At 57.7% G+C, this 18,952-nt stretch carries 17 protein-coding genes; 10 read left to right on the forward strand and 7 right to left on the reverse strand.

The annotated features are described in order from the left end of the window. The first annotated feature begins 96 nt into the window (after positions 1–96). Positions 97–1,290 (forward strand): hypothetical protein, encoded by a 1,194-nt coding sequence (locus K3J57_RS14050; protein WP_259792601.1) that lies wholly within the window; start codon positions 97–99, stop codon positions 1,288–1,290. A gap of 115 nt (positions 1,291–1,405) precedes the next feature. Beyond that, a complete protein-coding gene (locus K3J57_RS14055) occupies positions 1,406–2,965 on the forward strand; it encodes a phosphate ABC transporter substrate-binding/OmpA family protein (RefSeq protein WP_259776153.1) in 1,560 nt (519 codons plus the stop codon). Between the two features lie 84 nt (positions 2,966–3,049). Here the strand turns inward: K3J57_RS14055 and radC are convergent, their stop codons facing one another. From radC to dnaK, 3 genes are all read right to left on the reverse strand, one after another. Then, complete coding sequence (gene radC / locus K3J57_RS14060; RefSeq protein ID WP_259796387.1) at positions 3,050–3,790, reverse strand: RadC family protein; 741 nt, start codon at positions 3,788–3,790, stop codon at positions 3,050–3,052. Between the two features lie 106 nt (positions 3,791–3,896). Next, entirely contained in the window at positions 3,897–5,042 is a 1,146-nt protein-coding gene (gene dnaJ, locus K3J57_RS14065; protein WP_055187192.1) for a molecular chaperone DnaJ, read from the reverse strand. Positions 5,043–5,105: 63 nt separating this feature from the next. After that, positions 5,106–7,028 (reverse strand): molecular chaperone DnaK, encoded by a 1,923-nt coding sequence (dnaK, locus tag K3J57_RS14070; protein WP_259785395.1) that lies wholly within the window; start codon positions 7,026–7,028, stop codon positions 5,106–5,108. Positions 7,029–7,244: 216 nt separating this feature from the next. On the opposite strand from dnaK, the gene K3J57_RS14075 reads away from it, so the two are divergent. Continuing rightward, entirely contained in the window at positions 7,245–7,838 is a 594-nt protein-coding gene (locus K3J57_RS14075; protein ID WP_259796390.1) for an alpha-ketoglutarate-dependent dioxygenase AlkB family protein, read from the forward strand. Positions 7,839–7,852: 14 nt separating this feature from the next. On the opposite strand, the gene K3J57_RS14080 is transcribed toward K3J57_RS14075, so the two are convergent. Both K3J57_RS14080 and K3J57_RS14085 read right to left on the reverse strand, forming a co-directional pair. Beyond that, positions 7,853–8,470 carry an SH3 domain-containing protein gene (locus K3J57_RS14080; RefSeq protein ID WP_259792609.1) on the reverse strand — a complete coding sequence of 206 codons (618 nt, stop codon included), beginning with the start codon at positions 8,468–8,470 and terminating at the stop codon, positions 7,853–7,855. Continuing rightward, complete coding sequence (locus K3J57_RS14085) at positions 8,467–9,288, reverse strand: ABC transporter permease (protein ID WP_173486217.1); 822 nt, start codon at positions 9,286–9,288, stop codon at positions 8,467–8,469. The genes K3J57_RS14080 and K3J57_RS14085 overlap by 4 nt, the downstream gene beginning before the upstream one ends. Positions 9,289–9,456: 168 nt before the next feature. Between K3J57_RS14085 and cysQ the strand changes: the two genes are divergently transcribed. The 7 genes from cysQ to K3J57_RS14120 all read left to right on the forward strand — a co-directional run bounded on the left by cysQ (position 9,457) and on the right by K3J57_RS14120 (position 17,577). Continuing rightward, the gene (gene cysQ, locus K3J57_RS14090; protein ID WP_375542846.1) at positions 9,457–10,227 is read left to right on the forward strand and encodes a 3'(2'),5'-bisphosphate nucleotidase CysQ; all 771 of its coding nucleotides are present in this window, start codon (positions 9,457–9,459) and stop codon (positions 10,225–10,227) included. Between the two features lie 28 nt (positions 10,228–10,255). Next, positions 10,256–11,059 (forward strand): 3-deoxy-manno-octulosonate cytidylyltransferase, encoded by an 804-nt coding sequence (locus K3J57_RS14095; RefSeq protein WP_259796391.1) that lies wholly within the window; start codon positions 10,256–10,258, stop codon positions 11,057–11,059. Positions 11,060–11,318: 259 nt separating this feature from the next. Continuing rightward, a complete protein-coding gene (gene galU / locus K3J57_RS14100) occupies positions 11,319–12,212 on the forward strand; it encodes a UTP--glucose-1-phosphate uridylyltransferase GalU (protein ID WP_259773490.1) in 894 nt (297 codons plus the stop codon). Between the two features lie 111 nt (positions 12,213–12,323). Next, complete coding sequence (locus tag K3J57_RS14105) at positions 12,324–13,277, forward strand: glycosyltransferase family 2 protein (protein ID WP_311196487.1); 954 nt, start codon at positions 12,324–12,326, stop codon at positions 13,275–13,277. Between the two features lie 177 nt (positions 13,278–13,454). After that, positions 13,455–14,441 (forward strand): glycosyltransferase family 2 protein, encoded by a 987-nt coding sequence (locus tag K3J57_RS14110; RefSeq protein ID WP_173486365.1) that lies wholly within the window; start codon positions 13,455–13,457, stop codon positions 14,439–14,441. Next, positions 14,438–16,135 carry a DUF5927 domain-containing protein gene (locus K3J57_RS14115; RefSeq protein WP_173486214.1) on the forward strand — a complete coding sequence of 566 codons (1,698 nt, stop codon included), beginning with the start codon at positions 14,438–14,440 and terminating at the stop codon, positions 16,133–16,135. Before K3J57_RS14110 ends, K3J57_RS14115 begins: the two co-directional genes overlap by 4 nt. Before the next feature lie 26 nt (positions 16,136–16,161). After that, the gene (locus tag K3J57_RS14120) at positions 16,162–17,577 is read left to right on the forward strand and encodes a sulfotransferase family 2 domain-containing protein (protein WP_259796393.1); all 1,416 of its coding nucleotides are present in this window, start codon (positions 16,162–16,164) and stop codon (positions 17,575–17,577) included. A 69-nt stretch (positions 17,578–17,646) separates the two neighbouring features. Here K3J57_RS14120 and K3J57_RS14125 read toward each other — a convergent pair whose 3' ends face one another. Continuing rightward, a complete protein-coding gene (locus tag K3J57_RS14125; protein WP_259796396.1) occupies positions 17,647–18,111 on the reverse strand; it encodes a PTS sugar transporter subunit IIA in 465 nt (154 codons plus the stop codon). A gap of 36 nt (positions 18,112–18,147) precedes the next feature. Next, positions 18,148–18,723, reverse strand: coding sequence for a ribosome hibernation-promoting factor, HPF/YfiA family (hpf, locus tag K3J57_RS14130; RefSeq protein ID WP_259796399.1), 576 nt, complete (start codon positions 18,721–18,723; stop codon positions 18,148–18,150). Positions 18,724–18,952 lie beyond the last annotated feature (229 nt).

The raw sequence follows: 18,952 nt of genomic DNA on the forward strand, positions 1-18,952 counted from the left end.
ATCTGTTCAGAAAATCTTAAAACTCCTCATAACCTCCCAAAAACCGGCACATTCCCCTGACATCTTTAGGCTGAACAAAACTCATGGGAGGCCATCATGCGAGAGCTTTTGGGCCAGCTGAAAGAGATTGACCTGAAAAGCATTGATTTTCAGGGACTGAAAAAGATCGACCTTCAGGGGATCGATAAAAAACGCCTTGGAACGGCAGCAGCCACTTTGGTGATTGCGCTGGGTGCCGGGTATTATATGCAGAACGGGCAGTCCCAATCCCAGGCTGCGGGCCCAGTTGTGCAGCCTCAGCCGGTGCAAACCGCTTCAGTTCTGCCAACGCCGGCAGTTGAGGCACAGGCCGAAGAACAGGTTGAGGCACAGGCTGAGGCATCGGCGCCTGAGGCTGACCCTCTGCCGCAAGCTGATGAGGTTGACCTGGCTGAGGATCTTCCTGATCCAGACCCCGCAGTGACGCCCGCACTTGTGCAGCCGGAACCAAACGCTGTTGCTGAAACCCTTCCAGAGGTAGCGCCGCAGCCGGAGGAAAGCTTCGATCTCGCCGCGCTGGATCTCTCGCCAGGTGCCGAGCCTGTTGTTGCGGAACCAGCGCCACTGGCAACCGATCACTGCACCCCGTCCCTGACCGGGCGGGTTGAGGATCTGGCGATGATGACGCTGACGGTAGAGGCGCCGTGCAATGCCAATGCAGAGGTGGAATTTTCGCATGAGGGGCTTCGCTTTACCGAATATCTGGACGAGGAGGGGCGCGTAGAGGTCACTGTGCCCGCGCTGACGCGTGACGCCAAAGTTTCCGCCTACCTCGCCGAGACCTCTGCGGCGCATCTTGAATTGACCGTTCCTGAGGCGGCGCAATATCGCCGGGCGGCTCTGGTTTGGCAGGGCGCCACGGGGCTTCAGCTTCATGCGTTTGAAGAGGGCGCAGATTATGGGGACGAAGGCCATCTTTGGGCGGACCATCCCGGCGGGTTGACCCGCGCCATGGGCGGGCAGGGTGGCTTTGTCACCGTGCTGGGCTCGGTTGCGCAGGGCTATGCGGCGGATATCTATACCTTCCCGGCCTATATGATGCGCTCGCTGTCTGGCCCTGAAATGTCAATCGAGGCACATATTCTGGAAACCACCTGCAACAGCGAAATCGAAGGGGTCTTCCTGCGTGCCAATGGAAAGGACCACCCCAGGGAAATGCCGGTCCGGATCGCAGCCCCCGGCTGTGACAGTGTTGGCGAATACCTGGTGTTCAGCGACATGGCGCAAGAATTGACAATCGCTCTGAACTGACGCGGAAAGTGCAGCTTGGCAACAGGCTGCACCTCGCCACTTCTGGGGCCTGTTGCCCCCGAAACAGTTGCGGCATACTTCGCCCCAGTTGAACCGGATCGCTCAGGGGCACATCATGACATATCTGCGTGCGGCCATTGGTGCCGCACTTTTTCTCGCCATGCAGGCTGGGCAAGCTGGTGCAAACGACATCTCGTTGATTGCTCGGGATGGGGCGATGACGCTGTCCGGGAATCTTGTTGGATATGATGGCGCATTTTACCGGATCGAAACCGAATATGGCATCCTGACAGTTGACGGGTCCGGTGTGCGCTGCGAAGGGCCGGGATGCCCCAATCTGGGCCCTTATGTTGCTGATCTCGTGATCTCTGGCGCCCATGAAATGGCGTCGGTTCTGAGCCCGGCTCTGGTTGAGGGGTTTGCGCTGCGTCAGGGTTATGCATTGACCCGAGAGGAGCTGCCGGAAACCGCCCTGCGCTACACGCTTTATGAAGGCGACACCAATCAGGAAGCGGCGCGGATCACGATCCGGGCAACCTCGTCCGATGAAGGGTTTGCCGATCTGTTGGGGCATGAAGCGGATATGGTGTTGTCCCAGCGTGAAGTGACCTCGCGGGAGCGTGTCATGGCCTATGAGGCCGGGCTTGGTGACCTGACAAGCCGCCGACAGGAACGTGTGCTGGCGCTGAATGCCCTGGTTCCGATCGTATCGCCGGGCAACCCCGTGCGCCGCTTGTCCATGGCGCAGCTTGCCGCGATTTACGCGGGCAAGATTACCAACTGGAAGGAGGTTGGCGGGGAAGATGCGCCAATCACACCCTATTTGCGGGCGCGGGGTGCCGGGTTCACACCTGTGTTTGCGCGCAAAGTGATTTCGGCGCAGGGAAGCCAGATGTCCGAACGCGTTGTGTCTTTGGGAAGCGACCGGGCCGTTCTGGATGCGGTTGCGCGTGATCCGTTCGGGATCGGAATTGCCGCCTTCACCAATCCCGGCAGCAATGAGATCGTGCAGCTCTCTGGGAGGTGCGGTTTTGGTGTCGATGCCAGTGAACTGGCCATCAAGGCCGAAGATTACCCCCTGACCACGCCAATGTATCTTTACCTGCCCGAACGCCGCCTGCCGCAGGTCGGGCGGGAATTTCTGAGCTATCTGCGCAGTGATGCAGGCCAGCTGGTGATCCGCCGGGCGGGGTTTGTGGACCAGGCGATGTCCGTGGTGCCGCTGTCTCATCAGGGTGACCGACTGGCAAATGCCATTGCAATGGCTGGGGAAGAGGTGACATTGGAAGAGCTGCAACGCCTTTCCGGTTTTGTCACCCGGCAAAGCCGCCTGTCCCTGACGTTTCGATTTGAAGGCGGGTCAACGCTTCTGGATGCACCGTCGCGCTCCAATGTTCAACTTCTGGCCCGGAGCCTGGAGGCTGGGCGTTTTGATGGTCGGCGCCTGAGCTTTGTTGGTTTCTCGGACGGGCAGGGGGCTGCGGCGCAAAATCTCTCGCTTGCCCGCAAGCGCGCGGAGGCGGTGCGACAGGCCGTGCTGGCGGAAGCCGAAACTCTGGATCCCACAAGGGTGGAGACGCTGGTGGAGGCCTTCGGAGAGGCCCTGCCGATGGCATGTGACGAAACGGCCTGGGGGCGCGGTGTGAACCGTCGGGTGGAAATCTGGGTGAAGTGAGGTTGGGGGGCGTAACAGCCCGCATGTCGCGCTGCTTTGATGCGTTCCGGTTCGTGTTGGATCACAGCCGTGACTGGAAACGACTTACAGATAGCCATGCGCCCGAAAGCTGAGCTGATCCGATTTGCCAACCACAAGATGATCATGCAGCGTGATCCCCAGGGCAGATGCGGCCTGTTCCACCTGACGGGTCATCTGCATGTCGCTGTCTGACGGGGTTGGATCCCCGGAGGGATGGTTATGCACCAGGATAAGGGCCGAAGCGTTGAGCTCAAGCGCCCGTTTCACCACTTCGCGCGGATACACAGGCACGTGGTCCACCGTGCCTTGCGCCTGTTCCTCATCCGCAATCACCACGTTTTTCTTGTCGAGATAGAGCACCCGGAACTGTTCGGTTTCCCGATGCGCCATGGTGGTGTGGCAATAATCGATCAGGCTATCCCAGGAAGAAATGACATGGCGCTGCAGGATACGTGATCGGGCCAGCCGGTGGGCGGCGGCCTCTACGATCTTCAGCTCCTGAACGACTGAGGCCCCAACCCCGTGCATTTCCTGAAGTCGCGAAGCAGGGGCCGAGATGACACCGTTGAAGTCCCCAAACCGGTCCAGCAGGCGTCGTGCCAGCGGTTTGACGTCCTGACGTGGGATGGCGCGAAACAAAACCAGCTCCAGCATTTCGTAATCGGGCAGGGCCGCAGCCCCGCCTTTCATGAACCGATCCCGCAGGCGTTTGCGGTGATCCTTGATATAGGAAGGCAGGCGCCCTTTTTCCGGTTTGACCGGAACGGGGAGGGCCTCATCGCTGTCAAATAGCGTTTGGGGCATTTCGCCAAAGGAAGAGGGGCCAAAAGAAGAGGGTCGGTGCGTCATGCACCAACCCTCACATGGTTTTGGTAAAGCAATGGTTAATCGAGGGCGAAAACCCAGTGCTTTATGAGGTCATCCCGTCCCAGAAACTACGCACTTTCGAGAAGAAGTTCGAGCTTTCCGGGTTGTTTTCCTCGGACAGTTTTTCAAACTCCCGCAACAGTTCTTTCTGTTTCGAGGTCAGGTTGACCGGGGTTTCCACCGACAGTTCGATATACATGTCACCTGTGGGGCCGCCGCGCAGGCCGGGCATACCTTTGCCGCGCAGACGCATCTGACGACCGGACTGGCTGCCGGATGGGATCTTCACCCGCGACCGACCACCGTCGATGGTGGGCACTTCGATGTCCCCGCCCAGCGCGGCAGAGGTCATCGACACGGGCACACGGCAGTGCAGATGATTGCCTTCGCGATCAAAGATCGCGTGCGGCGTGACCTCGATAAAGATATAAAGATCGCCCGCTGGACCGCCGCGCAGACCGGCTTCGCCTTCGCCAGCCAGACGAATGCGGGTGCCGGTTTCAACACCTGCCGGGATGTTCACAGAAAGCGAACGTTCTTTTTCCTTACGCCCCGCCCCGCCGCAGGATTTGCACGGGTTCTTGATCATCTGCCCCATGCCCTGACAGGTCGGACAGGTGCGTTCAACGGTAAAGAAGCCCTGCTGTGCACGCACTTTACCCATGCCGGAACAGGTCGGGCACATGGTGGGTTCCGCGCCGCTTTCCGCACCGGTGCCGTCACATTCGTCACAGCTGACCGAGGTGGGCACATTGATGGTTTTCTGCAGGCCGGTGAAGGCATCTTCCAGCGAAACACGCAGGTTGTAGCGCAGGTCAGAGCCGCGTTGCGCCCGTGACCGGCCGCCGCCACGCTGGCCACCCATGAAGTCCCCAAACAGGTCGTCAAACACGTCTGAGAACGCGCTGGCGAAATCACCCTGCTGGCCATAACCGCCACCGGGACGACCCCCACCCATGCCGCCTTCAAAGGCTGCATGACCATAGCGGTCATAGGCCGCCTTCTTGTCGGCGTCCTTCAGAACGTCATAGGCTTCGTTCACTTCCTTGAACTGGGCCTCGGCGTTGGGATTGTCGGAATTGCGGTCGGGGTGCAGCTCTTTTGCCTTCTTGCGATAGGCTTTCTTGAGCTCATCTGCGGACGCGCCTTTTGCGGCCCCCAGCACCTCGTAATAATCACGTTTTGACATAGCTACTCCTTTGAGGAGGGGGCGGCCCGCCGGGGGGCGGACCTGCCCGTTACCTAAGGAGACTTACGACCGTTTGTCGTTGTCCAGATCTTCGAAATCAGCGTCGACGATGTCGTCATCCGCAGCCCGCGGGCCGTCGGCTTCTTCCGGTGCCTCTTCGCCTTCTGCTTCGGCCTGTTGCGATTTGTAGATCGCTTCGCCCAGCTTCATGGCGGCTTCGGTCACGTTCTGAACGCCCGATTTCAGTTTCTCGGCGGTGACATCCTCTTTCTCGAGGTCGTCTTTCAGCGCGGCAATGGCCAGTTCGATCGCCTCGATCGTGGTCGGATCCACCTTGTCAGCGTGCTCTTCCATCGACTTTTCGGTCGAGTGGATCAGGCTTTCGGCCTGGTTGCGCGCTTCGACAAGCTCCTTGCGCTCTTTATCGGCCTCGGCATTGGCTTCGGCGTCTTTCACCATGGCTTCGATGTCGTCATCCGACAGACCGCCCGAGGCCTGGATGGTGATTTTCTGCTCTTTGCCGGTGCCTTTGTCCTTGGCGCCCACTTCCACGATGCCGTTGGCGTCGATGTCAAAGGTCACTTCGATCTGCGGCAGGCCGCGCGGAGCCGGCGGGATGTCTTCCAGGTTGAACTGGCCGAGGATCTTGTTGTCGGCAGCCATTTCACGTTCACCTTGGAACACGCGCAGGGTCACGGCGTTCTGGTTGTCTTCCGCGGTCGAGAAGACCTGCGACTTCTTGGTCGGGATCGTGGTGTTGCGGTCGATCAGGCGGGTGAACACGCCACCCAGCGTCTCGATGCCCAGCGACAGCGGGGTCACGTCCAGAAGAACCACGTCTTTCACGTCACCCTGCAGAACACCGGCCTGAATGGCGGCACCCATGGCAACCACTTCATCCGGGTTCACACCTTTGTGCGGCTCTTTGCCGAAGAACTTGGTGACCTCTTCGATCACTTTCGGCATGCGGGTCATACCGCCAACCAGAACCACCTCGTCGATGTCGCCGGTCGAGAGACCTGCGTCTTTCAGTGCGGCCTGACAGGGTTTGATCGAACGCTTGATCAGGTCCGACACGAGGCTTTCCAGCTTGGCGCGGGTCAGTTTCATGACCATGTGCAGCGGCGCACCGTCCGAGCCCATCGAGATGAAGGGCTGGTTGATTTCAGTCTGCGAGGCCGACGACAGTTCGATCTTGGCTTTTTCAGCGGCTTCTTTCAGACGCTGCAGAGCCATCTTGTCTTTCGACAGATCGACCTGGTTTTCCTTTTTGAACTCATCGACCAGATACTGAACGATGCGCATGTCGAAGTCTTCACCACCAAGGAACGTGTCGCCGTTGGTTGATTTCACTTCGAACAGGCCGTCGTCGATTTCCAGGATGGTCACGTCGAAGGTACCGCCACCAAGGTCATAGACCGCGATGGTTTGGGTTTCGGCTTTGTCCAGACCGTATGCCAGTGCGGCTGCGGTCGGTTCGTTGATGATGCGCAGGACTTCCAGACCGGCGATTTTGCCGGCGTCTTTGGTGGCCTGACGCTGAGCGTCGTTGAAATATGCGGGCACAGTGATCACGGCCTGAGTGACGTCTTCACCCAGATAGCTTTCTGCCGTTTCTTTCATCTTGCCCAGAATGAAGGCCGAAATCTGCGAGGGCGAATATTTCTGCCCGGCAGCTTCCACCCATGCGTCGCCATTGCCACCATCCACGATGGCATAGGGCACCAGCTTTTTGTCTTTTTCGACAGCCGGGTCATTCATGTTGCGGCCGATCAGGCGCTTCACGGCGAACACGGTGTTGTCCGGGTTGGTCACGGCCTGACGTTTGGCCGATTGGCCCACAAGGCGCTCGTCGTCTTTGAAGGCAACAATCGAGGGGGTCGTGCGCGCACCCTCGGAATTTTCGATGACCCGCGGCTGCGAGCCATCCATGATGGCGACACAGGAGTTGGTGGTCCCGAGGTCAATACCAATGACTTTAGCCATGCTTCTATCCTCTTCCAGGCGATGTTGTAGGAACCGACCTTGCAAAGCATCGGCCCCTGATCCCAATTTCAAGCCGGTAACGGATCGTCCGTTCCCAGCGTCGAAGCGTATATAAGTAGGCTGATTGGGTGCTGCAAGCGTCCAAAGCGGGGGATTGGCGCAAAAAAACGAGTCATTATCAGGGTTTTGGAAAGGAAAGCGTAAGGAATGGCAGGAATGGATCTGGGGGGAGCGAAGATTTTCAAAGGGATGCTGGATGGTGACCAGCAGGCGCGCCTTGTGGATGGGGTCCGCGCTGTTGTGGCCTGCGCGCCACTGTTCCACCCGGTCACGGCATCCGGCAAGCAGATGTCGGTGCGGATGACCTCTTGCGGGCGGTTGGGCTGGGTGAGTGACCGGCGGGGCTATCGTTACGATCCTCGCCACCCGTCAGGTGTGGCTTGGCCGCCAATCCCGGACGAGGTGCTGGCGATCTGGCGCAAGGTCTCGGGCTGTGATGTGCCCCCGGACAGCTGTCTTGTGAATTTCTATGGAGAGGGGGCCAGGATGGGGATGCATCAGGATCGGGACGAGGGGGATTTCTCGTACCCCGTTGTGTCGATCAGCCTAGGGGATGACGCCCTGTTTCGCATTGGGGGCGAGAGGCGGGGTGGCCGGACGCAATCGGTCTGGTTACATTCCGGGGACGTGCTTGTGCTGGCAGGCGTGGCCCGGCTGGCCTATCACGGGATAGACCGGTTGCGTTTCGGTTCAAGTGATCTTTTGCGGGATCACGGACGGATCAATCTGACCTTGCGCGTGGTGCGATGACACTCAGATGACACTCAGCGCGGCAGGATCGAACAGCAGCCGGACAGGGCGTATGGTCCGTTTTCATGGTCAATCAGGCTGTCCAGGCCCAGCCCATAGGCCCGATCAGACATACCGTCATGACATTCTTCACGGCGCAGGGTCAGCAAAGCCTCGCCCGCCTCGTTTTCGCCACGGATCCAGAAACGATCCGCCCGCCCAACCACGCCGGTGGTCATGGTGATGAGAAAGCGTGTTTTCTCTGCGTCCATATGCTCAAGCACAAGTTCATTTTCGCCGTCTGTGAACAGATCCCAGAACGGTTCGGTCCCATAACAGGAAAGCGGCCAGGGCATTTGCCCCCAGTCCTGCCCCGGCTGGCGCATCAAGTAGCGCAGAGAGACCCATCCCGCCTGTTCACTGGCATTCACCTGTCCCCATTTCAGATCCTCGGAAACTGTCGTGACTTCGATCCCGGTCTGATCAGGGGCGAGTGTTCCGATGATCTCTGATCCGGTATCTGGCAGGGCGCGCACATTCAGAACGTCATCTGAAGTGACGTCCACAACGTCAAACAGGGCGGGCAGGGGATTGGCGGTTGCGGGCAGGGGCGCCCATCCAATCATCAGCAGGATAATCCATTTCAGTTTCAATGACGTGCTCCCCAACTGGCAGATGCGTGTTTGCGGGTGTAATTTTCCCCAAGCATCCCGATCATCAGCAATACCAGCGAAACGATGACGGGGTATGAGATGCTGGAATAATGCGGATTGTAATTCACAAAGGTAAAGCCGCGGGCCTGGTCAATGATGTGAAACAGCGGGTTCCATGTAAACATGACCAGCAGGTAAAACGGCAGTGTATTGGCTAGGAACATCTTGCCGGATGCCAGCATATTGGCGCGCGAATAGATTTGAGACGAGATCGACGTGAATTGCGGGAACCATGGTTTCAGGGCGAGGAACACCATGCCGACGCAGACCCCGGAAAACCACGCAAGGATGAACATGCCAAAGACTCCTTTGACATCATAAAACTCTACATTTCCGGTCCAGAGCTCATAGACACCGAGCACGACCACCACCGACAGGAACTGGATATATAGCGCGCTGAGGGCCGAAGAGGCGATGGAGATGAAAGTGTTCATCGGCGCATGCAGCATCATCGCGGTCGTGGGGCCGGCAGAGCCCGCAACCGCCCCCATAGATTTCACATGTGTCATGTAAAGAAAGATCCCGGACATGATGTAGAGCAGGAAATCACCTTGAATGCGGGCCGTTCGGCCAATGACCGAAAACATCAGGTAAAATACGGCCACCAGCAACATTGTCTGGAACATATTGATCAGCAGGCCGACAAGCGCGTTTGAATGGGTGGCACGCACAGAACGCACCGTGGCCACATAGATGACTTCAGCCATGGAAAGCGCCGCTTGCAGGCGCGATGAGTTCTGCTTGGTATTCTGAAACATCAGATGACCTTTTTGCCTCGGTTACACATTAATTTACCGGGGAATTCTTGCTGTTCCTTTACCTTGAAACCATAAGTGAGGAAGAAAATCATGGCAACAACGCCGATATCGCTGAATTGGCGCGTGAAAAGGAGCAGGTCTTTGGATTTTGATCGTTTGGAAGAAGTGATGCGCAGGCTGGCGCTGGAAGCCGGGGATGTGATCATGGAGATCTACAACTCGGATGATTTCGAGGTGAAATCGAAATCGGATGACAGCCCGGTCACCGCAGCGGATGAAGCAGCGGATGCGCTGATTTCCAAAGGTCTGCGCGCGGCCTTTCCGGATGTGCTTCTGGTCACCGAAGAACAGGCCGACAGCCATGGCCAGCAGGCGGATGAATTTCTGATCGTGGATCCGCTGGATGGCACCAAGGAGTTCATCCACCGTCGCGGTGACTTCACCGTGAACATTGCGTATGTCAAGGACGGCACCCCCATTCGCGGCGTGGTCTATGCCCCTGCCCGTGACCGGATGTTCTTTACCCGTGCGGATGGTCAAAGTGTCGAAGAGCTTGGTCCGTTTCGCAAGGAACACCAGGGGGATGTGAAAGAAATCCATGTCTCCACCCCTGATAATGATGCGCTGATGGTGGTGGCATCAAAATCGCATCGCGATCAGGCCACGGATGATTACATCAATAAATACAATGTGAAAGACAGCAAATCAGCAGGTTCCAGCCTCAAGTTCTGTCTGGTGGCAACCGGCGAGGCGGACCTTTACCCGCGGGTCGGGCGCACGATGGAATGGGACACTGCCGCGGGCCATGCTGTCCTGAACGGGGCCGGTGGCGCCGTGGTGCGTTTTGACGATCATTCTCCGCTGACCTATGGCAAGCCGATCTATGAAAACCCGTTTTTCATCGCCTACGCCAACGGCGTGGATCTGAAGCCAGCCTGACGGCCCTGACCCAAGAAAGCGCAGCCTTGTGAAAACCCTGATTGTCATTCCGGCCCGCTATGCCTCCACCCGTTACCCGGGCAAGGCGCTTGCCCCCTTGCGCGGGGCGAGCGGGCTGACCCGGCCTCTGGTTCAAAGAGCATGGGATGCGGCGCAGGCCGTGGCGGGGATTGATCGGGTGGTCGTGGCGACTGATGATTGTCGGATTTCGGATGTGGCCCAGGGGTTCGGTGCCGAGGTGGTGATGACCTCGTCTGAATGCCGGAACGGAACCGAGCGTTGCGCTGAGGCGCTGGATGCGCTGGGGGGGGGATATGATGTGGTGGTCAACCTGCAAGGGGATGCGCCGCTGACCCCGCATTGGTTCGTCGAAGATCTGGTGCAGGCCATGGTGGATCACCCGGCCGCCGAGGTGGCCACCCCGGTTCTGCGTGCAGACGGGCGGGCGCTTGCGGGTTTTCTGGAAGACCGCCGCGCGGGGCGGGTTGGTGGCACAACCGCTGTGTTCGGTGCCGAGGGCAAGGCGCTTTATTTCTCGAAAGAAGTGATCCCCCATACCGATGGAGCCGAGATTGCCGCAGATGCGCCAACGCCTGTGTTCCACCATGTGGGGGTCTATGCCTATCGCCCGTCGGCGCTGGCCGCCTATCCGCGCTGGGCACCCGGTCCGCTGGAAATGCTGGAGGGGTTGGAGCAGCTGCGTTTTCTGGAACGCGAACGCCCGGTCCAATGTGTTGAAATGCAGGCGCGTGGGCGAGAGTTCTGGGAACTGAACAACCCGGAAGATGTTCCGCGTATTGAACGGATCCTGAAGGCGATGGGGGTCGAATAGGACGTCAGGGGGAATACTTGCCCAATTCCCCCCTGGATAGGGTGCGAAGGGTGTCGCATACAGTGTTTCCGTGCCAACTGTTGCAAATGCCGCCATTCTGCCGCGTAAGTATGACACAGGCGTAAACAACAGGTTACAAATCAAGCGGGTGAAGGTTATTGTTAATGAAAATGCGGTTTAGTGTATCGCGACTGTTAAACGGGTTGGAAAGCCTGGCGGGCAGATCGATATGCACAGGTGTAAAATGAGTGGGACAGCTATGAAACGGAAAGTCACGAAGGCCATTTTTCCAGTCGCAGGCTTGGGGACGCGCTTCCTGCCCGCAACGAAATCCATTCCGAAGGAAATCATGACTTTGGTGGATCGACCGCTGATCCAATACGCCATTGACGAAGCCAGGGCCGCCGGGATCAAGGAATTCATCTTTGTCACGTCACGCGGCAAAGGGGCTTTGGAAGACTATTTCGACATTTCCCCCGTGCTTGAGCAGGAGCTGCGCAAGAAAAACAAGGATGAGCTGCTTGAGGTGCTGAAAGACACCAATATGGACAGCGGTGCGATTGCTTATATTCGTCAGCACAAGGCGCTGGGCCTTGGCCATGCGGTTTGGTGCGCGCGCCGGTTGATTGCCAATGAACCTTTTGCCGTCATCCTGCCCGATGACGTGATCGCGGCCGAAAAACCCTGTTTGCAGCAGATGGTTGAAGCCTATGAGGAAACCGGCGGCTGCATGGTTGCAGCGATGGAAGTGCCGCCTGAAAAAACCTCTTCTTATGGTGTGCTTGATATCAAGGAAGATCACGGCAGCCTCGTCTCGACCCGCGGGATGGTAGAGAAGCCGGCGATGGAAGATGCGCCCTCCAACCTGGCCGTAATTGGCCGCTATATCCTGACGCCAGATGTGCTGCGCAGCCTGAACAAGATGAAAAGTGGCGCAGGCGGGGAAATCCAGCTGACCGATGCCATTGCAGAAGAACTGAACCAGCAACGGGATGTCTTCGGCTACCGGTTCCGGGGGCAGCGATATGATTGCGGCTCCAAGGCCGGGTTCCTGCAGGCGACCGTTGCCTTCGGTCTGGCCCGTGAAGAGCTGCGCGAGGAATTTTCGGGGTATCTGAGCGATCTGGTTGCCCAGCAAAAAGCGGCTGAGTGAGTTTGAATGACAGGTGGCGCATCTAGCCTGTGGTCTGCCTATCGGATGCGCCTCAAGCGCCGTCGCCTGTTGTTTCGCTCCCTCCGATCACGTCGGCAGCTGACGCCCGTCATGGATCGGACGGGGCAGATCCGGCCCGGGCAGATCCTGTCTTTCACCACGTTGCGCAATGAAATCGCGCGCCTGCCCTTTTTCCTGTCCCATTATCGCAAGATGGGGGTCGATCATTTTCTGATCGTCGCGAATGACTGTGATGATGGCAGTGTCGCCTTTCTGGCGGATCAACCGGATGTGTCTCTCTGGCAAGCCGATGACAGCTACAAGGCGGCGCGGTTTGGCGTTGACTGGTTGACCTGGCTGCAATTTCGCCACGGCCACGGGCATTGGTGCCTGACGGCGGATGCGGATGAGCTGTTGATCTACCCCCACTGGGACACGCATGACCTTAAGGACCTGACCCATCATCTGGATCGGACAGGAGCAGTGGCGCTGGGGGCGCTGATGCTGGATCTGTATCCCAAGGGGGCCATCGGGCAGGGCGAATACCGTCCGGGGCAGGATCCGACCGAGGTGATCGAGTGGTTTGATCCGGGACCTTATCGCTGTCAGCGCCAGCCCAGAATGCAGAACCTCTGGGTGCAGGGGGGGGCGCGTGAACGGGTGTTTTTTGCGACGCAACCGGCGCGAGGTCCGACGTTGAATAAGCTGCCTCTGGTCAAATGGAACCGACGCTATGCCTATGCCAATTCGTCGCATTCCTTGCTGCCACCGCAGATGAACCTGCAATGGGATGGACCTGAAAGTGTGTCCGGCGATTCCCGTTTGTCCGGGGTGTTGCTGCACACGAAATTCCTTCCCGGCGTGCTTGACCGTTCATCTGAGGAGAAGGGGCGCAAGGAACATTTCGGCCAACCCGACCAGTTTGACGCCTATTACAATCAGGTGGTCGCCGCCCCGGACCTGTGGTGTGATCGCTCCGTACGGTATCAGGGCTGGCAGCAATTGGAGGCCCTGGGGCTGATGTCATCCGGAAACTGGGACCCCGGCAAAAACGATGTGTTCTAAAGAGTTTACCGTCAGATCTGTCACATGTATGGATTATTTTAAGGCATTGTTCGTGAAATGCGATCAATATGGGTAGGATAGCGGTATCTGTTGTCCCGAAACCAGCGTGGTTTCATGGGATGTGTGGCGGGATAAAATAGGCAGGATACGGGATTGGGCGTCTGGACATCATATCGCCTGCGGTTGAAGCGTAAGCATCGAAAGCTACGTGCATTTCGCAAGAGACGTGAGCTGAGTGAGGTTGAGAACCGCACACGGGCCATTCGTCCCGACGATATTCTTGTTTTTTCCACCCTGCGGAATGAACGCATCCGTCTGCCCTATTTTCTGAAATATTACCGTGACCTCGGGGTCAGCCACTTTCTGATCGTCGATAACGGGTCGGATGATGGTGGGCGGGAATACCTGGCCGAACAGGAAGATGTTTCGATCTGGAGCACCGATGCCAGCTACAAGAAATCCCATTTCGGGGTGGATTGGCTGAACTGGTTGCAATGGAAATATGGTCATGGCCATTGGACGCTGGTTGTCGATCCGGACGAGTTTCTGGTTTATCCCTTCTGCGATACCCGCCCCCTGCGCGCGCTGACGGATTGGCTCGATAGTTCCGGGGTGCGATCTTTTGGGGCGATGCTGCTGGATATGTATCCAAAAGGGCAGTTGGATGCGCAGCCATACCGTGCGGGGCAGGATCCGTTTGAAATTGCCTGCTGGTTTGACAGTGGCAACTACATGATCAAGAAAAATCCCTATTACGGGAACCTCTGGATCCAGGGGGGCGCGCGCACCCGTGCCTTTTTCCGCGATGATCCGGCCAATGCGCCGGCCCTGAACAAGATCCCGTTGGTGAAATGGGATCGCGCCTATGCCTATCTCAGTTCGACCCATACAATCCTGCCACGTGGTCTTAATCAGGTTTATGACGAATGGGGTGGGGAAAAGGCGTCGGGCTGCTTGCTGCATGCCAAGTTTCTCGACACGTTCAGCGCAAAGGCCGAAGAGGAGCTCAAGCGCCGCCAGCATTACGCCGGTGGGCATGAATACCGCGCGTATCACCAGCACATGAAGGACAACCCGGATTTGTGGTGCAAGTGGAGTGAGAAATATATCAACTGGCGACAGCTGGAAATTCTCGGGATCATGTCGAAGGGGAACTGGGCATGAAGCTTGGGGTTGTCATGTTGGTGCACGACACGCTGGACCGCGCCGAGCAGCTGGTGCGCCACTGGTCTGCCCATGGCTGTCCGGTTGTGATCCACGTGGATAAACGCGTCAAGCGCCGCACCTATGCCGGGTTTGTCAATGCGGTGCGGGATCTGGAAAATGTGCGATTCTGTGGGCGGCACAAATGCGAATGGGGCACCTGGTCACTGGTGGGCGCCAGCCAGACCGCGTCTGAGCTGATGTTGAAAAGTTTCCCGGATGTCAGCCATGTGTTTCTGGCCTCGGGATCCTGTCTGCCGCTGCGCCCGGTTCCGGAGATGCTGCGCTATCTCGAAGCCCGGCCGCGCACCAACTTCATCGAAAGTGTCACCACCGAGGATGTTCCGTGGACGGTTGGGGGGCTCGACCATGAACGGTTCACCTTGCGGTTTCCCTTCTCCTGGAAACGTCACCGCTGGCTGTTTGACCGGTATGTCGCCCTGCAGCGCAAGCTGAGGTTCAAACGCAAGATCCCGGACGGGCTGGTCCCTCATCTTGGCAGTCAATGGTGGTGCCTCACGCGAAGGACCCTGTCCGAGATCCTGAATGACCCGGATCGGGAAACCTATGACCGGTATTTCAAGAAGGTCTGGATCCCCGATGAAAGCTACTACCAGACTTTGGTGCGCCTGCATTCGACCGATATCGAAAGCCGGTCCCTGACCCTGTCGAAATTCGACTATCAGGGCAAGCCGCATATCTTTTACGATGACCACCTGCAGCTTTTGCGCCGGTCAGACTGTTTTGTTGCGCGCAAGATCTGGCCTAAGGCAGAAAAGCTATATGACAGTTTTCTGTCGGATGCGGCGGCCATCATGACCGGGGCCGAACCAAATCCGGGTAAGATTGACCGGATCTTCTCCAAGGCGGTGGAGCGGCGCACCCGGGGCCGCCCCGGCCTGTTCATGCAGAGCCGTTTCCCGCGAATGGGGTTTGAAAACGGTTTGACCGGAACGCCTTATGCGATCTTTGAGGGCTTTACTGAGGTGTTCGAAGAGTTCGAACCCTGGTTGGAGCGCACCATAGGTGGGCGGGTGCATGGGCATCTCTATGACAAGGAAAGGGTCCAGTTTTCCGAAGGGCAACGGGATTTCAGCGGTGCCCTGACCGACAGCGCGACGCTGCGCGATTATAACCCCCGGGCGTTCCTGACCAATCTTGTCTGGTCCACCCGGGGCGAACGGCAGAGCTTTCAGTTCGGACCGGCGGACAATCAGGCCATCAGCTGGGATGTGGCCAAGGACCCCAACGCCTATATCAGCGTGATTTCCGGCGCCTGGGCTGTGCCTTTGTTTCATTCGTCCCGCAATTTCACCGATATTCGGCGCGAAGCCGCCCGATTGCAAAAGATCGAAAGCGATCACATCGACATCCTGCGCTCGGGATATGCGCGTGCGCGGGTGCGGATCTGGACCTTGGCGGAGTTCGTGCAAAACCCGATGGAACCCTTGCAGCTGATCCTGGACGAGATCGGAGGGCGCATGAATACACGCCTGACCGAAGTGCCGAATCTCAAACGGCTTGATGGCTTTGGGCAGTTTTTGCAAAATCTCAAAAACCAGGGGATGCAACCTTACCTGATGGGCGACTATCCTTCTGGCGCGGACCCGCAGACCCCGACACGGGACACACGGAAACCCTATTTGATTAAGTAACCCAAGCGGGTTGAACGGGCAGGCAGATGGCACGAAAATTCGATTGCTTCATTATTTTTGCAGAAATGCGCACCGGATCCAATTTCCTGGAAAGCAACCTGGATCAATATCCCGGCCTGAAATGTTATGGAGAGGCATTCAACCCCTATTTTATGGTCTCGCCCAAGACGGACAGCCTGTTTGGTGTCTCCACCCGTGAACGCGATCGCGATCCGATGAGGCTTCTGGAGGCGATGAAAGAGGGCACGGATGGCATCCCCGGATTTCGGTTTTTCCACGACCATGACCCCCGTGTATTTGAGGCACTGATTGATGACCCTCGCTGTGCCAAAGTTGTGCTGACCCGAAATCACGTGGAAAGCTATGTGTCGCGCCGAATTGCCAATGAAACCGATCAGTGGCAGCTCAATAACGTGAATGATGTGATCAAGAAGCGCGCGCGCTTTCTTGGGTGGGAGTTTGAGCGGCTGTATTACCGGATGAAGGATTTCCAGCTGACCATCAAGGGCCGGTTGCAGCGCAGCGGTCAGACCGCGTTCTATATCGACTATAATGACGCGCAGGATCTGGATGTGGTCAATGGGCTTGCGCGCTATCTGGGGGAAGAGCACCAGCTGTCCGCCTTTTCCGGGAAGTTCAAGAAACAAAACCCCGAGACCATCGAAGACAAGGTCACCAACTTTGATATGGTGGAGCAGACCGTTCAGCGGATAGATATTTTTGATCTTTACCGTATCCCGAATTTTGAAACCGGGCGGCCGCCCGCGGTGACCACCTATGTGTCATCTGACGCCATGCGGGCGGTTTTCATGCCGATCAAGGGTGCGCCAGCGGCAAGCATCGTGCATTGGATGAACAGCTTTGGCGACACATCCACGGATTTTACCCAAAAAGCGTTACGGCAATGGAAGCGCCAGCATAAGGGCCACAGGACGTTCACCGTTTTGCGCCACCCGGTTGCGCGGCTGCATACGGTGTTCTGCCGACATCTTGTTGCCGAGGGACCGGAGACATATCACGAGATCAAGGCGGCTCTCCGGCAGAGCTATGGGGTTGATCTGCCGGATGGGGCGCCTGATGAGCGTTGGACGCTGGAAGAGCATAAACGGGTGTTTTCCCAGTTCATTGATTTTGTCGACCGGAACCTGAAGGGGCAAACCGGTATCCGGGTGGACGCGGCCTGGGCATCGCAGACGGCGGTGGTGCAGGGGTTTGCGGGGTTTGCCCTGCCGGACCACCTGCTACGAGAGGACCAGCTGACGCAAGGTTTGCGCGGTCTGAAAGATGAATTGGGCATTGGCGACAGCCCTTTTCCCGAGCCGGAACAGGCTGACCTGCCTTTCGCTCTGGCGCAGGTCTATGACACGGATCTGGAACAGAAGCTGCGCAAAACCTACCAGCGCGATTACATGATGTTCGGCTTCAAACCCTGGGGGAAATGATCCGAAGGGAACAGGGCCCGCAGGGTTGCGGGCCTGCATGATCTTGCCGAACTTCCCTGAAATTGTGCCTTATGCGGCCTTGTTGGACAGGCTGTCGGTCAATAGCGCGTGCAGTGTTGCCGAATCGTTGTTGGCGCGCAGCTTTGTGCAGATGGACTGATCGCGCAGGGTGCGCGACACCAGTGCCAGTGCCTTAAGGTGATCCACGCCGCTGTCTTCCGGTGCAAACAGCGCAAAAATCAGGTCCACTGGCTGCTTGTCGACAGAGTCAAAATCAAACGGTTTTTCAACGCGGATAAAGCAGCCGACCACGCGTTCGAGGCCGGTCATCCGGGCATGCGGCAGTGCAACACCATGCCCCACGCCGGTTGGCCCAAGCGTTTCGCGTTCCTGCAACGCGGAAAAAGCACCACTGGCGTCGAGCTGGTAATTCGAGGCTGCGATCTCTCCAAGCTCTTGAAACAAGCGCTTTTTTGAAGACAGATTCGTCAGGACCTTGACGGCCGAGGGTTGAAGTATGCTCGAAAGCTCCATCAATTTTACTCCCCGCCCGTCAAGAATGCGGGCGGTTTACGCGTTGTTTTGTGGGTCGACCCAGCCAATATTGCCGTCATCACGGCGATAGACCACGTTCACCCCTTCGGTTTTCTCATTTCGGAACACCAGAACCGGGGCATGCGCCAACTCCATCTGCATGACCGCTTCGCCAACGGACAACGACGGGATCCGTGTTTCCATTTCAGCGATGATCATGGGCTCGAGCTGAGCGTTGTCGGCTTCTTCCGGACCTTCCTCTGATGCAAGGATATAAGAGGAGCCACCGAAAACTTCAACCGGGTCCACGCGGTCACGGTGATGATCTTTCAACCGGCGCTTGTAACGGCGCAGCTGCTTCTCCATTTTCTCGGTGCATTGGTCGAAAGCGGAGTAGATTTCCGTTGCGTGCCCCTTGGCTTGTGCGGTCAGGCCGGTGGAGAGGTGGACGGTGGTTTCGCATACAAATTCATGTGCGTTTTTCGAGAAAACCACCTGAGCGTCAGTCGGGCGTTCAGCATATTTCTGAACAACACCGCCCAGCTCATCTTTCACGTGAACTTGCAGGGCATCGCCGATGTCGATTTGCTTACCGCTGATTTGATATTGCATCCTACCTCCTATGGTATTTGCAGGTTACAACTGGCCCGGCCCCCGGATGGGACAGGGCGGAAATTCATATTTTTTGCAGAAAATGGGGCGCCGTTTTGCGGTGCCGGTCTGGGTGCATGCCCTGTTTTCAAGGCGGCACGACGAAGAGTCGTATTGTCTTTCATCCCCACCATTCGATGCCACATCGCCGGGGGTGTCAAGCAGATCGCTGGAATTTTGTCAGGTATTC

Source organism: Aliiroseovarius crassostreae (genome assembly GCF_025137635.1).
Lineage (GTDB): Bacteria > Pseudomonadota > Alphaproteobacteria > Rhodobacterales > Rhodobacteraceae > Aliiroseovarius > Aliiroseovarius crassostreae.